The sequence below is a fragment of the Arsukibacterium sp. MJ3 genome (assembly GCF_000987765.1).
GTDB lineage: Bacteria > Pseudomonadota > Gammaproteobacteria > Enterobacterales > Alteromonadaceae > Alishewanella.
Map to the genome: position 1 here is coordinate 37266 of NZ_LAHP01000001.1, position 13827 is coordinate 51092.

Genomic DNA, 13827 nt, shown 5'->3' on the forward strand with positions numbered 1-13827 from the left:
GAACAGAAGCGTTAAAATGCTACTGTTGCCAACGCCTTATTTTTTGCTTTTGCCACTTCTAAGGCCTGGCGCACTCTTAGCAACTGCTGCTGTGCAGCGCTATAGCGCCCAGTGGCGAGCTGAAAAGCCTCGCTGCCGGCCAGGCTCTGCTGTAACTGCAGCTCTGCTTGCTGTGCTTGTATTTCTGCTGCCGTTACGGCTTGTTCAGCGGTGTTTAACTGCACCCTTGCTTCAGCCTGTTGCTGCTGTAGTGGTGACAATGCTTTCTGTGTCAGATTATTTGTTTGTAACGCGATGGCAGCTTTCGGATCAGCTGCCATCGCGAGTGCCACGTTTAATTCGGCGGGTATTTCTGCATAAAGCTTATTGCTGGCGGCAGAGATGGCTTTTTGCTGCAACGCCGCCGGATCAGCGTAATCAGCTAACGCTTTAGGCCAGCTCGGTATCAGCTGCTCAGCCTGTTTATTGATGTGCTCAGCGAAAATCTGTGGCGCACCACCTGTTACTAATAATACCGCCAGCTGATTAGTATCGGCATTCCAGACTAGGCCTGCTTTTTCTGCCAATAGTGGTATTGGAGTATGTCTTGACACCAGATAAAACAGCGGTCCTTCTTGCTGAATTTCATTGGCGGTTTTTAATAAACTCACTGTAGTGTCGTAATTTGCACCCAGCAAAGACTGCACTCGGCTTTTTATTAGCGGTTGTTCAAATAAATTAACCTCATTGGGATCTAACCCAACCAACGGTTTTAACAATGCCCACATTAACTGGCCTTGGGGTGAAAACAGTAAGGCTGGCGCAATACAGCCGCTTAACAAAAATACTATGGCTACATACCATGCACGCGAAACGGGCACTTTGGGCAAGCAAAACATTGTCATATAACCTCAGAGGGTAAGGTGTTTCGGGTGGGGTTGGGTAAAACCTGCGCAATTTAGCATGCCAAGTTGACGTTGTGCACTAGGCCTGATAACTATATTTTTTAGTGGTTTAAATTTTTGCAGTCAACATGTCGAATACTCCCCTAAGTTCTTGTTTACAGAATACCATAGGGCCACTTATCAGGCTGATTTTCGCTGTTCTTGCGGACATTTCTGGTGCTTTATCTGTTAATAATGCTATCGTGGTATTAGCTTCGCCGCACATTCTATCTATTACCGTTTACTTTTACAGTGTAAATACAGGGAGTCTTTATGTCAGGTGTGTTAACCATGGTGCTTGCAGGGGGTGAAGGAACCCGTTTAGCACCGCTTACCGGGATCCGTGCTAAACCGGCCGTGCCATTTGGTGGCAATTATCGGATTGTCGACTTTGTACTGAATAACTTTGTAAATTCTGATTTATTACAGATATTCGTTATAACGCAGTTTAAATCGCATTCACTGATGAAGCATCTGGGTCGCGCTTGGCGAGTAAGTGGCTTAACCAACCGTTTTATCGACCCGATACCGGCGCAAATGCAAACGGGTAAGCATTGGTATTTAGGTACTGCCGATGCCATTTATCAGAATTTACATTTAATTGAAGGCTTAGATCCAGAGCATGTTTGTGTATTTGGCGGTGACCATATTTATAAGATGGATGTGCGGCAAATGCTTGATTTTCATCGTAATAATAAAGCCAAACTTACGGTGGCGGCGATACCAGTACCGGTAAGTCAGGCGCATGAGTTTGGTGTTATTGAAGTTGACGAGCATGGAAAAATGATTGGTTTTGAAGAAAAGCCGAAACAGAACCCGAAAACCATTCCTGGGCGTCCCGATTTTGTGCTGGCATCGATGGGGAATTATATTTTTGAAGCGCGCTGCCTGGTAGATGTACTGGAAGCCGATGCGCAGCTGGCCGACTCTAAACACGATTTTGGTCACAATATTATTCCGGGTTTGTATCCGCAGGGCGAAGTTTATGTGTATGATTTTTCAAGTAATCGTATTCGCGGCGAGTCTGAAAGCAGTGCCGGTTATTGGCGCGATGTGGGTACCATAGATTCTTATTATGAAGCCAATATGGATTTAATTTCTATTAATCCGCCATTTGATGTGTATAACCGCTACTGGCCATTACGTAGCTATACGCCGCCCATGCCACCCGCGAAGTTTGTGCATGACGAAACCAACCGTACCGGTCAGGCTATCAGTTCTATGGTGGCATCAGGCTGCATTGTTAGTGGTGGTATCGTGTATCAGTCAATACTGGGTTACAACGTGCATGTGCATAGCCACAGTTATATTGAGAAATGTGTATTGATGGGCAATAACGATATAGGACGGGGGTGTCGTATTCACCGGGCGATTATTGATAAAGACGTTAAAATTGCCCCAGGTACTATTATTGGTGAAGATCCGGTGCAAGATAAAGCGCGTTTTCATATATCGCCGGGTGGCGTGGTGGTGATCCCAAAAGGCGCTAAGGTTGGTTTTGACGTTTAAGTAATTTAGGAAGGTTTTTTTGCGTATTTTGTTTATTTGCAGTGAATATGAAGGATTAATTAAAACCGGTGGCTTGGCCGATGCTTGTCGCGGTCTGGCCAGCAATTTGCTAGCCAGTGGTCATCAGGTTAGTGTGATTTTACCGAGGTACGCCACGCTTTATCAGCTGAAAACTGAACACTCAGAGTCGGTATTTGTAGAGTTAGGTGGCCGTACTTTAGGCTGTGCGGTGCGCAGTACTTCGCTTGCCGGGGTAACTATACATCTGGTTGAACATCATGATTTTTTTGGCCGGTCCCGACCTTATGATGATGGCCAGCATGGCTACGCCGATAACCCGCTGCGTTTTGCTTTTTTTTGCAAGGCGGCTTTGGCATGGGCCAGTAACCAGCCTGCCTTTGACGTGCTGCATGGCCATGACTGGCAAACCGCGCCTGCCGCCTTTTACTTATCTACGTTGCGCCAACACGTGTCTGCGTTAGCTGCAACGCCTTTTATATTTACCATTCATAATGGTGCTTATCAGCAGCAGTGTCAGCCGTTTTGGGCAGAACAGCTTGATTTGCCAACAACCGGACAGAACATTAATTTTTTACAATTAGCCCTGCAATACGCCACTAAAATTAATACGGTAAGCCGGGGCTATCGTGACGAGTTACTAACAGAGCCAGCGGCTAATGGCCTGGCATATTGGTATCAGCTGCGCCAAAACGATTTTAGTGGCATTTTAAATGGCTGTGATTACGCGATGTGGGATCCGGCGACGGATCCGGCCATAGCAGCGCCTTATCATCTTACCAATTTGGCGGGCAAAGCTTGCTGTAAACAACAGCTGCAGCAAGATTATCAGCTTGCCATAGCCAATAGCCCCTTATTCGTTGCGGTGAGCCGGGTGACCGGCCAAAAGGGCTTTGATATGCTGATCCCAGCATTGCAGCAATGGTTAAAAGAAGCACCGGTGCAAGTGGTTATTGTGGGCAGTGGCGAGGTGTATTACTGCCAACAATTACATCAATTAGCCCTAACGTTTCCAGACAAGTTCCGTTTTATTGAAGGTTTTAATGAACGTCTGGCACATCAGGTAGAAGCAGCGGGAGATTTTTTTCTAATGCCCAGTTTGTTTGAACCCTGCGGTTTAAATCAGTTATACAGTTTACGTTACGGTAATTTGCCGATTGTAAGGTTAACCGGTGGGTTAAAAGATACCGTGCTGCCCTGGCCGGACAAACAGGCTACAGGTATTGGTTTTGCTGAACCAACTACACCAGCACTACTACAAGCACTACAACAAGCATTAACATTATATGAAAACCGGAAAATGTATAACAAAGTACAACAAAGGGCGATGAAGCAGAGTTTTGGTTGGGATGAGGCTAGTGCGCACTATCTGGCACTGTATCAACAGGCGATATCAGCGCTATAGTGCTGTTATTGCTGTTACTAGACGCGTACTGGTCGGCGAATGAGCAAACAACCGCTATTGTACTAGTTTCTCATGTGCATAATGAGTGAACTTTGTTAGCCTGCTGGCCGAGTCGTTGAATGAGGTTAAATTATGGATGCGTTGACACTACTGACAACACGGTATTCCACCCCGCGATTAACCGAGCCGGCACCTGCTGGCGAGGTGTTAGAGCTTATTAAGCGGGCCGCATTAAAGGTGCCTGATCATGGTGGTTTACGCCCCTGGCGGTTTGTTATTGTCACCGGTAAAGAGCCGCTTAATCGGTTGGGTGATGTGTTTGCCGAAGCGGCTATTGAAGATGCACCGGGTATTTCACCAGAAATGCATGAGCGGGCGCGGCAATTGCCGCTGCGGGCGCCAATGGTGATTGTATGTATAGCAAAAGTTATTGAGCATCCTAAGGTGCCGGCCCATGAACAAGTGCAATCGGCGGCTTGTGCGGTAATGGCGATGCAACAAGCGGCCTTTGCACAAGGGTTTGGTGGGGTATGGCGCACTGGCGGTTATGCTCAGCAAGACTTTGTTAAGCAATCGCTGGAAGTAGGTGAAGATGATGAAATTGTCGGCTTTTTGTATTTAGGCACCGCCGTCAGTACTGCACCGGTACGCACTGATATTGATCCTGCTGCGTTTTTTTCTTACTTCTAGCAGTATTCGTGAAACAAAACCATTAAAAAGGGAGCCGGTGGCTCCCTTTTGCTATTTACGATTATTGATAATCGCTTAGAACTCGGCGTTACCCGGCGTACGCGGGAAGGCGATAACATCACGCACGTTACCTACCCCGGTAACATAGGATACTAAACGCTCGAAGCCTAAGCCAAAGCCTGCATGTGGTACGGTGCCGTAGCGACGTAAATCACGATACCAACTGTAATCTTCCTTATTCAGGCCCATTTCATCAAGTCGACGGTCAAAATGCTCCAGCCGCTCTTCCCGTTGGCTCCCACCAATAATTTCACCAATACCAGGCGCCAATACATCCATGGCAGCAACGGTTTTACCATCGTCATTTAAGCGCATATAAAACGCTTTAATGTCTTTTGGGTAGTTTTGCATAATGATTGGTGCGCCCACATGCTCCTCTGCTAAGTAGCGTTCGTGTTCAGATTGCAAATCAACACCCCATTCCACTGGATATTGGAAGGTTTTGCCACAGGTTTTTAATATTTCAATGGCATCGGTGTAGTCCATCCGCACAAAAGGCGAGCTAACTAACTGTTGTAAGCGGGTAATGGCTGTCGGGTCGATGCGCTCCGCAAAAAACGCCATATCATCAGCGCGCTCAGTCAGTACTGCCTGGCAAACGTACTTCAGCATGTCTTCAGCCAGCTGAGCAATGTCTTTTAGCTCGGCAAAGGCCACTTCTGGCTCTATCATCCAAAACTCTGCTAAATGGCGGCTGGTATTGGAGTTTTCAGCTCGAAAGGTTGGGCCAAAAGTATAAATTTTTGACATGGCACAAGCGTAGGTTTCACCATTAAGCTGGCCAGATACGGTAAGGTAAGTTTCTTTACCGAAAAAATCCTTGCTGTAGTCAATGTTGCCTTTGTCGGTACGCGGTAAGTTTTCCAAATCCAGCGTACTAACCCGGAACATTTCACCAGCACCTTCGGTATCGGAACCGGTAATAATCGGCGTACTGATCCAATAATAGCCTTGCTCATGAAAAAAACGGTGCACCGCTTGGGCCAAACAATGTCTTACCCGGGTAACCGCACCCATTACATTGGTCCGCGCACGCAGATGGGCGTGCTCGCGCAGGTACTCCATGCTGTGCCGCTTTGGCGCCATTGGGTAGGTGTCTGGGTTTTCAACCCAGCCGACCACGCTAACATGGTCAGCTTGAATTTCATACGCCTGGCCCTGGCCCTCAGAGCGGGCAACGGTGCCGGTTACCATAACCGAACAGGCTGTGGTTAAGCGCTTAATTTCATTTTCATAATTAGCCAGCTCTGATGGCACAACAGCCTGCACTGCATCAAAACAGCTGCCATCGTGCACAGCTAAAAAAGAAATACCGGCTTTCGAATCGCGACGGGTGCGGATCCAGCCTTTAACTGTGATCTGTGAACCGGTAGGGTATTTACCGGCCAACACATCTTTAACTACGGCGTGCGTCATGCAACAAACTCCAGATGGTGTTATAACTAAGCTATATTTATGAAAGTTGTAATCATACTTTGCCAGTAGCTGAAAACAAGTAAAAATTGGAAGGAAGCCAAAAATGACCGCACATTACAGAACAGGACAAGATAAAGGCGGCCCCGACTTTGAACGTAGAGCTGGCCCTGACTTGCTATGCCGGGCTTTTAAGTATCTGGCGATTATTGCCTGGCTGCTGTTTTTTGTGGCGTTAGTGCTTAGCCATTACGCCCGGCCAGACATGGACTCTGGTTTAGTGCGTTACCTGGGTATAGACATTCGGGACTATTGGCGGCCACAGTTAACGTTTTGGCTGGTTTATTTACTCTGGGGTTGCGTTATTATTACTGCCGCCAGCATCGTGCTAAATTGGGTGCGTTTAAAGCGCTATAGTGACCATCTGCATTTTAATATTATTGTGTTACTGCTCAGTGCCAGCGGTATGTTGTTTTATATTATGCGTTAGCGCCGGCCACCGTTGCCATGGCCGAAGTTAGCCTGCTTAACTGTGCCGGACTGATAATAAACGGCGGCATAATATAAATTAAGTTATTAAATGGTCGGATCCACACGCCTAATTCCACAAATTGCTGCTGTAGTGTTGCTACATCAACGTTGTGTCGCATTTCCAGCACACCAATAGCGCCCAATACCCTGACATCTTTTACCGCAGCTGAAGTATTGCATACCGCTAATTCATGCTGCATTTGCTGCTCAATAGCTTTAACCTGAGCCGGCCAGTTATCTTGCCGAATTAAAGTAACACTGGCATTGGCAACGGCACAGGCCAGTGGGTTAGCCATAAAAGTGGGGCCATGCATTAAGCCGCCAGCAGCACTTTGGCTGATGCCCCGCGCAACTTCATCGGTGCATAGCGTAGCTGCCAGCGTAATATAGCCGCCGCTAAGGGCCTTACCTAAGCACATAATATCGGGTGTTATACCGGCATGCTCGCAGGCAAACAACTTACCGGTACGGCCAAAGCCAGTGGCAATTTCATCGGCAATTAATAGTATCCGATAGTGATCGCATAACGCCCGTGCCTGGCGCAGATACTCCGGGTGATAAAAGCGCATACCGCCATAACCCTGCACAATCGGCTCTAAAATAAGTGCGGCAATATGCTGGTGTTCTTTCGCTAAAAGGGTGGCTAAAGGCGCAATATCAGCCGGGTTAAAGGTTTCACTAAACGTACTGGCTGGTGCCGGTAAAAAATAATGCTTATTGAGAATGCCAGCAAAAAGGTCGTGCATGCCGTCTACCGGATCACAAACAGCCATCGCGGCAAAGGTATCGCCATGATAGCCTTTACGCAAGCTCACCAGCTTGGTTTTTTGCGGCGTGTCGCTGGCGAGCCAGTACTGTAAAGCCATTTTAATGGCCACTTCGACCGCCACTGAACCACTGTCAGCTAAAAACACTTTAGTGAGTGCTGCAGGGGTTATCTCAATCAGTTGCTGACATAAACTGACGGCAGGTTGATGGGTTATACCGCCAAACATCACGTGGGCCATTTGTTGCAGCTGCGCTGTTACTGCTGCATTTAATACCGGATGATTATAGCCATGGGCGGCGGCCCACCACGATGAGGTACCATCAATGAGATGCTGGCCATTTTCTAAAATAAGTTCGCAGCCCTTGGCCGCCACAACTGGATAAACCGGCAGTGGTTTGTCCATTGAGGTATAAGGATGCCAAATATGGTTACGGTCAAACTCTAAATCAATGCTCATAAAATAACCAGTAGTAAAGTTAATGATGTGGTCGGCGTTGACAACGGCTAATGGCCGGTTAGACTAGCCGAAAAACCTTATAACAACAATGGATACGCTCTATGCATGCTACAGCCACTCACCCCCAAGTTCGTTATAACTGGACGCTCGCTGAAGTGAATGCGCTGTATGCGCTGCCGTTTAACGACTTATTATTTCAGGCACAAAGCACTCATCGCCAGTTTTTTAAACCAAACGAAGTACAAATTAGTACGTTATTGTCGATTAAAACCGGTGCTTGCGCCGAAGATTGTAAGTATTGTCCACAAAGCGGCCATTATAACACCGGCCTGGAACGCGAACGCTTATTGGAAGTAGAAAAGGTGTTAACTCAGGCTGCGGCAGCCAAGGCGCAAGGAGCCAGTCGTTTTTGTATGGGGGCGGCCTGGAGTAACCCTAAACAGCGTGATATGCCTTACATAATTGAAATGGTGCAGGGCGTTAAAGCCATGGGCCTGGAAACCTGCATGACCCTTGGCATGCTTAACACCACTCAGGCGCAGAGCTTGGCGCAGGCCGGTTTAGATTTTTATAATCATAATTTGGACACTTCACCGGAATTTTATGGTGAAATTATTACCACTCGCAGTTATCAAGATCGGTTGGATACGCTCAGCCATGTTCGTGATGCCGGTATGAAAGTCTGTTGTGGTGGCATTGTCGGGCTGGGTGAAAGCGCCAATGACCGTTCGGCGTTATTAATGCAGTTGGCAAATTTACCAGAGCATCCACAAAGTGTGCCGATCAATATGCTGGTTAAAGTGAAAGGTACGCCGCTGGAAAATGTGGACGATTTAGACGGTTTTGAATTTATTCGTACTATTGCCGTAGCACGAATCATGTTACCGCAAAGCCATGTGCGTTTGTCGGCGGGCCGCTCGCGCATGAATGAGCAAATGCAGGCGTTGTGTTTCTTTGCTGGTGCTAATTCAATATTTTATGGTGATAAATTACTGACCACAGATAACCCGGAAGCTAATTCAGATATGCAGCTGTTTGCGAAGCTTGGCATAAAACCTGAGCAGCGTGCTGACGTATCGGATGAGGCACACGAATTGGCGCTGGCCGATGCCATTAACGAGCAGGTTACGCCGCCGTTGTATCACGCGGCAGGCTAAATGAGCCAGCGCAAACTTGCCGAGCTGCAACACGCGTTGCAGCAAAGGGCCAGCAGCCAACAACTGCGCACACCGATTACTGTAGAGCAGTATGCTGGTCGATTGCTTGGCATTGCCGGGCAGCACTATATTAACTTTTCTGGCAACGATTATCTGGGGCTGGCGACTGAGCCGATGGTATTGCAAGCGTTTGCCGAGGGTGCCGCGCGGTTTGGGGCTGGCAGTAGTGGTTCACCTTTAGTCACTGGCCAACATCAGGTGCACCGGCAATTAATCGATGCGCTGTGCGACTGGCTTGGCGTAGACCGAGTATTGTTGTTTTCATCCGGCTTTGCTGCCAATCAGGCGATGTTATCAACGCTAAGCGCTAAAACCGACACCTTGCTGCTGGATAAATTAAGCCATGCTTCGTTAATTGATGCGGCGTTACACAGTGACGCTGACTTTAAGCGCTTTGCTCATAATGATCTGCCAGCGCTTGAGCACTATTTAAGGCAGTGCAAACACGCCATGGTGGTTACCGAGGGTGTGTTCAGTATGGATGGTGACAGTCCGGATATACTGGCTGTGCTGCAGCTTTGTCAGCAGTATGCTGCGCCGCTGTTATTAGACGATGCCCATGGCTTAGGGGTGCTGGGTAATGAAGGTCGTGGTAGTGCTGTTGCACAAGGTGTGGCCAATAGCGAGTTATTTTGTCTGATGGCTAATTTTGGCAAGGCGCTGGGGGTTAGTGGTGCTTTTTTGGCCGGCAGCAACACGGTTATGGATTATCTGGAACAATTTGGTCGGCATTATATTTACAGCACCGGGTTATCTCCGGCAGTTTGTGCAGCGGTTATAAAAAGTATTGAATTGTGCCGCAGCCAAGACTGGCGGCGTGACAAGTTACACAGCAATATCCGGCTATTTAAGCAGTTGGCTGCAGATTTGCCACTGCTTGCTTCAAGCACGGCTATTCAGGGGCTGGTATTAGGCAGTAGCGAGCAGGCGCTGAATGCCAGCACCCAATTGAGAGAGGCGGGCGTCTGGCTTAGCGCTATTCGGCCACCGACGGTGCCAAAAGGCAGCGCTAGGTTACGCATAACCTTAAGTAGCCATCATAACCAGCACGATATAGCGCTATTAGTAAAGCAATTGAGACTGTTGATATGAGTGAAGCCAGCCCATTACCACTATTACTTCAACTACCAGCCTGCCGTGAGCAATTTGTAGAGCAGGTTGCCAGAAGTTTTGGCAACGCTTGTCACAGCTACACCAGCGCTGCCCGTTTACAACAACAGGTGGCACTGGATGCACTAGCATTATTACCGGCTACGCCGCAAGGCCACTTGCTTGATGTAGGTTGCGGCCCGGGCTGGGTTCACCCTCGTTTCAGCGGCTATTGCCACACCTTTAGTGCCGTTGACTTAAGTGCTGGTATGTTGGCCAAAGCTGCCAGCCAGCAATTAGCCACCGACTATATTCAGGCTGATGCCGAAAGCCTGCCGCTACCGTCACAAAGTGTAGATACGGTATTTTCCAGCCTGATGCTGCAATGGTGCCAGCGCCCTGCAGCAGTATTAGCGGAGATTACGCGGGTATTAACGCCCGGTGGCCAACTGGTGCTGACCACGTTAGTGGACGGCAGCCTGGCTGAGCTGAAACGCGCCTTTGCTGCACTGGACAACAAGCAGCATGTTAATCACTTTTTAGCGGTAAGCGATGTAATAGCAGCAGCCAGCACAGTCAGTGGGGTGCGATGGCAGTTTACCGAGCGCAGTTATTCACTGTTTTATGCCGATGTGCAAAGCCTGGCTCGCGAACTAAAAGCCTTGGGGGCAAATAAAGTGGCTGGCAGGCAAAGTCAGGGGTTAACTGGCAAAGGCTACTGGCAAAAACTCGCTGCCGCATACGATGCAAAACGAAGTGCTGCTGGCTTACCGGCAACGTACCAGGTACTACTGATAACTGGAGTAAAAGATGGCCGTTAAGCGCTACTTTATTACCGCAACGGATACCGATGCTGGCAAAACCTTTGTCAGTACCTTGTTGTTACAAGGTTTTGCCACGCTGGGGAGCGTAGCTGTTGGGGTAAAGCCAATAGCCGCAGGGGTTGACGCACAAGGCCTTAACAGTGACGCGTTACTGCTGCAGCGCTATTCTGGTATCGCGTTACCGTATAAGATGATAAACCCCATTTGCTATCAGCAACCTGTAGCGCCGCATCTGGCGGCGATACTTGAGCAGCAACCAATATGCGAAACACAGCTTTCTCAGGCGCTACATAGCTGGCAGCAGTTACCGCTGCAGCAACTACTAATTGAAGGGGCCGGCGGCTGGTTACTGCCAATTAGCAACCAGCGGTATTTAGCCGATTGGGTAGCCGAGCAGCAATTACCAGTAATTTTAGTAGTTGGTATGAAACTGGGCTGTTTAAACCACGCCATGCTAACCGTGCGGGAAATTGCACGCAGTGGTGCCACGTTAGTTGGCTGGGTGGCCAATTGCATTGACCCTGATATGGCATTGCTGCAGCAAAATATTACTGACTTACAGCAGCGAATTTCGGTGCCGTGTCTGGGGGTAGTGCCATTTCAGCCTGAACACCAGCAGCAGCTTGGCTTGAGTTTAGCCAGCGAGCTACTTATGACGTCAGCGTAGTTATTTTTAACGCAATAAGTGCGATAAATCGCTGTTTTCGGGTATGGCCGTTTTATCGCCGCCCTTAAACAAATAGCCACCGTTGCTACCCAGCAGGTTAAGCTTATCGCCACTGCGCTTAAGTGCGGTACCTTCTGGCAAGGCAATAATCGGCGTAGTGGGGTTTAGTATCATAAACTCCGCTAACCGCATATCTCGGGTTTCACCATGGAAACCCTCTGGTTCATAGTCACTGTAATGCGGGTTTAATTGCAATGGCAACAGCGTTAATCCGTTAAAAGATTGTGGTTCAACAATAGGCATATCATTGGTGGTGCGAATACTGCTGCCGGCAATGTTAGAGCCGGCGCTCCAGCCAATATATGGCACACCGCTGGTTACGCGTTTCTTGATAAGCTGCAGTATATCATGTTGATATAAAAGATGAAGTAACTGAAATGTGTTACCACCTCCAACGACAATTGCCTGCGCTTGCGCCAGTGCTTTTTTAGGATCGGTACATTGGTGAATGCTGTTGACGTTAATGTTTAAGGGTGCGAATGCCGTCGCGACTTGTTGTAAATAGGTGTCGTAACTTACCGATACGCCAGCATAGGGGATAAACAACAACTCGCTAACACCTTGCAGATGTGTTTGCAGCCAGTTCATATAAGGTGCCAGATAAGCACTGTTGTTCGCACGTGAACTGCTTAGTAGTAATAATTTCATTGGGTGTTCCTGCTTTTTTGGCTATTGTAGCTAAAACTAGCCAATTCAACATGTTTAGTTACACTTTATTGGTGTGACTTTAATTTGATATTCAGCTTGATGGCCATATATTATGCTCAGTTAAAATATGAGGTAAGTGTATATGAAAAGAGTTTTGCTGTTTTTGGCAACAAACCTGGCGGTTATTCTGGTACTGAGTATCGTGTTGAATATCGTCTTTAGCTTCTTCGGGATAGATCACAGCAGTATCAGCGGTTTGCTGGTGTTTGCTGCAATTTTTGGTTTTGGTGGTTCTTTTATCTCTTTAGCATTGTCGAAATGGATGGCGAAACGCTCTACCGGTGCGGTGGTAATTACCCAGCCCCGAAATGCGACTGAGCAGTGGTTGATGACGACGGTTGCCCGACAGGCAAAACAAGCCGGTATTGGCATGCCAGAAGTAGCCGTTTATGACTCGCCGGAGATGAATGCTTTTGCCACCGGTATGAATCGTAATGCGGCGTTAGTTGCGGTCAGTACAGGTTTGCTGCGTAATATGAAAGAAGATGAAGTAGAAGCGGTGTTGGCACATGAGGTATCGCATATTGCTAACGGCGATATGGTAACGCTTACGCTGATCCAGGGTGTGGTCAATACCTTTGTTATTTTCTTTGCCCGCTTAATCGCTGGTGCTATTCGTAATAATAACCAGCAGTTAGGCACTATTGCCTACTTTGGTATTGTTATTGTGTTGGAGCTAGTGTTTGGTTTCTTGGCTAGCATCATCGTTATGTGGTTCTCGCGTCAGCGGGAGTACCGTGCTGATGCCGGTGCTGCTCGTTTGGCTGGTCCAACTAAAATGATTGCGGCATTGGAGCGCCTGAAAAACAACCATGAAAGCCGGTTGGAAGGCAGTATGATGGCGTTTGGTATAGCCGGTAAAAAAGCAAAGTCAGAGTTGTTATTAACCCATCCACCGCTGGATAAACGCATAGCCGCACTGCGTAATAGCCGCGAGTTTTAACAATGTAAGCTGTAACAGTGCGCATTATTCGTTATTTCAGGCCCCAGATATTGGGGCTTTTTTCGCTTATGAGTATTAAGCCACTGAATAACCGTGGTGGTATGGCCGTATGCGTTGCATGAGGCCTTACTTTTATTGGCGGCAGAAGGGTTAGAAAACCCCTAGCTGACGTGGAACACGCCGATAAGTACTGGTAAAGATATTCTGCTGGCTAATCGAAAAATTACTGCAAAAAAGGCTGCCAATAATCAGTGATAACCGTTATCTTGATACGGCTTAATAACAGAGGATGTATGCTATGCCAGTAACTGCAGAGCTAAATGCTGAGATAAAAATTCTTAGTTTATTTAATCTCGATTCACAGATGGAAGGATTAAAAGTTCACAAAAATGCTGACAACGACAGCCGGGCTGCCATTGCCAGGTTACATGCGAAAGGTTTGCTTACCCAATCTGATGGTGGTTATCTTACCGATCTGGGTGTGCATTGTGCTGAACATATTCAAACGGCACTGCGGATTTTAACCTCACCCTAATAAGTTGCT

At 47.8% G+C, this 13827-nt stretch carries 14 protein-coding genes; 10 read left to right on the forward strand and 4 right to left on the reverse strand.

Annotation, left to right across the window (positions count from 1 at the left end; genetic code table 11):
* Window positions 1-11: 11 nt before the first annotated feature.
* A complete protein-coding gene (locus VT06_RS18345) occupies window positions 12-884 on the reverse strand; it encodes a hypothetical protein (RefSeq protein ID WP_200897869.1) in 873 nt (290 codons plus the stop codon).
* Between the two features lie 312 nt (window positions 885-1196).
* On the opposite strand from VT06_RS18345, the gene glgC reads away from it, so the two are divergent.
* The 3 genes from glgC (at window position 1197) to VT06_RS00180 (ending at window position 4545) form a co-directional block, all read left to right on the forward strand.
* Window positions 1197-2432 (forward strand): glucose-1-phosphate adenylyltransferase, encoded by a 1236-nt coding sequence (glgC, locus tag VT06_RS00170; RefSeq protein WP_046552245.1) that lies wholly within the window; start codon window positions 1197-1199, stop codon window positions 2430-2432.
* A 19-nt stretch (window positions 2433-2451) separates the two neighbouring features.
* Complete coding sequence (locus VT06_RS00175) at window positions 2452-3855, forward strand: glycogen synthase (protein ID WP_046552246.1); 1404 nt, start codon at window positions 2452-2454, stop codon at window positions 3853-3855.
* Window positions 3856-3987: 132 nt separating this feature from the next.
* Window positions 3988-4545, forward strand: coding sequence for an NAD(P)H nitroreductase (locus VT06_RS00180; protein WP_046552247.1), 558 nt, complete (start codon window positions 3988-3990; stop codon window positions 4543-4545).
* 75 nt (window positions 4546-4620) lie between these two features.
* Here the strand turns inward: VT06_RS00180 and asnS are convergent, their stop codons facing one another.
* Window positions 4621-6021 (reverse strand): asparagine--tRNA ligase, encoded by a 1401-nt coding sequence (asnS, locus tag VT06_RS00185; protein WP_046552248.1) that lies wholly within the window; start codon window positions 6019-6021, stop codon window positions 4621-4623.
* Window positions 6022-6124: 103 nt separating this feature from the next.
* On the opposite strand from asnS, the gene VT06_RS00190 reads away from it, so the two are divergent.
* Window positions 6125-6508: a hypothetical protein gene (locus VT06_RS00190; protein ID WP_046552249.1), complete on the forward strand. Its 384-nt coding sequence runs from the start codon at window positions 6125-6127 to the stop codon at window positions 6506-6508.
* Here the strand turns inward: VT06_RS00190 and bioA are convergent.
* Complete coding sequence (gene bioA, locus VT06_RS00195) at window positions 6498-7775, reverse strand: adenosylmethionine--8-amino-7-oxononanoate transaminase (protein WP_046552250.1); 1278 nt, start codon at window positions 7773-7775, stop codon at window positions 6498-6500. The two genes, VT06_RS00190 and bioA, sit on opposite strands and share 11 nt — an antisense overlap.
* A 101-nt stretch (window positions 7776-7876) precedes the next feature.
* Between bioA and bioB the strand changes: the two genes are divergently transcribed.
* Genes bioB through bioD form a run of 4 tightly spaced genes read left to right on the forward strand, consistent with a single transcriptional unit; the run spans window position 7877 to window position 11572 of the window.
* Window positions 7877-8932 carry a biotin synthase BioB gene (gene bioB, locus VT06_RS00200; protein ID WP_046552251.1) on the forward strand — a complete coding sequence of 352 codons (1056 nt, stop codon included), beginning with the start codon at window positions 7877-7879 and terminating at the stop codon, window positions 8930-8932.
* Window positions 8933-10084, forward strand: coding sequence for an 8-amino-7-oxononanoate synthase (locus VT06_RS00205; protein ID WP_046552252.1), 1152 nt, complete (start codon window positions 8933-8935; stop codon window positions 10082-10084).
* Entirely contained in the window at window positions 10081-10902 is an 822-nt protein-coding gene (locus VT06_RS00210; RefSeq protein ID WP_046552253.1) for a methyltransferase domain-containing protein, read from the forward strand. The genes VT06_RS00205 and VT06_RS00210 overlap by 4 nt, the downstream gene beginning before the upstream one ends.
* Window positions 10892-11572: a dethiobiotin synthase gene (bioD, locus tag VT06_RS00215; RefSeq protein ID WP_046552254.1), complete on the forward strand. Its 681-nt coding sequence runs from the start codon at window positions 10892-10894 to the stop codon at window positions 11570-11572. Before VT06_RS00210 ends, bioD begins: the two co-directional genes overlap by 11 nt.
* Window positions 11573-11578: 6 nt before the next feature.
* Here the strand turns inward: bioD and pepE are convergent, their stop codons facing one another.
* Window positions 11579-12280, reverse strand: a complete 702-nt coding sequence (pepE, locus tag VT06_RS00220; RefSeq protein ID WP_046552255.1) for a dipeptidase PepE — start codon at window positions 12278-12280, stop codon at window positions 11579-11581.
* Window positions 12281-12422: 142 nt separating this feature from the next.
* Between pepE and htpX the strand changes: the two genes are divergently transcribed.
* Together htpX and VT06_RS00230 are read left to right on the forward strand one after the other, a co-directional pair.
* Window positions 12423-13283 (forward strand): protease HtpX, encoded by an 861-nt coding sequence (gene htpX / locus VT06_RS00225; RefSeq protein WP_046552256.1) that lies wholly within the window; start codon window positions 12423-12425, stop codon window positions 13281-13283.
* A gap of 298 nt (window positions 13284-13581) precedes the next feature.
* Window positions 13582-13818, forward strand: coding sequence for a TIGR02647 family protein (locus VT06_RS00230; protein ID WP_046552257.1), 237 nt, complete (start codon window positions 13582-13584; stop codon window positions 13816-13818).
* The last annotated feature ends 9 nt before the right edge of the window (window positions 13819-13827 follow it).

Bases quoted from the DNA above. Each gene is read 5' to 3' on its own strand.
- VT06_RS18345 (WP_200897869.1), bottom strand. From the start codon at position 884: ATGACAATGTTTTGCTTGCCCAAAGTGCCCGTTTCGCGTGCATGGTAT.
- glgC (WP_046552245.1), top strand. From the start codon at position 1,197: ATGTCAGGTGTGTTAACCATGGTGCTTGCAGGGGGTGAAGGAACCCGT.
- VT06_RS00180 (WP_046552247.1), top strand. From the start codon at position 3,988: ATGGATGCGTTGACACTACTGACAACACGGTATTCCACCCCGCGATTA.
- asnS (WP_046552248.1), bottom strand. From the start codon at position 6,021: ATGACGCACGCCGTAGTTAAAGATGTGTTGGCCGGTAAATACCCTACC.
- VT06_RS00190 (WP_046552249.1), top strand. From the start codon at position 6,125: ATGACCGCACATTACAGAACAGGACAAGATAAAGGCGGCCCCGACTTT.
- bioA (WP_046552250.1), bottom strand. From the start codon at position 7,775: ATGAGCATTGATTTAGAGTTTGACCGTAACCATATTTGGCATCCTTAT.
- bioB (WP_046552251.1), top strand. From the start codon at position 7,877: ATGCATGCTACAGCCACTCACCCCCAAGTTCGTTATAACTGGACGCTC.
- VT06_RS00205 (WP_046552252.1), top strand. From the start codon at position 8,933: ATGAGCCAGCGCAAACTTGCCGAGCTGCAACACGCGTTGCAGCAAAGG.
- VT06_RS00210 (WP_046552253.1), top strand. From the start codon at position 10,081: ATGAGTGAAGCCAGCCCATTACCACTATTACTTCAACTACCAGCCTGC.
- bioD (WP_046552254.1), top strand. From the start codon at position 10,892: ATGGCCGTTAAGCGCTACTTTATTACCGCAACGGATACCGATGCTGGC.
- pepE (WP_046552255.1), bottom strand. From the start codon at position 12,280: ATGAAATTATTACTACTAAGCAGTTCACGTGCGAACAACAGTGCTTAT.
- htpX (WP_046552256.1), top strand. From the start codon at position 12,423: ATGAAAAGAGTTTTGCTGTTTTTGGCAACAAACCTGGCGGTTATTCTG.
- VT06_RS00230 (WP_046552257.1), top strand. From the start codon at position 13,582: ATGCCAGTAACTGCAGAGCTAAATGCTGAGATAAAAATTCTTAGTTTA.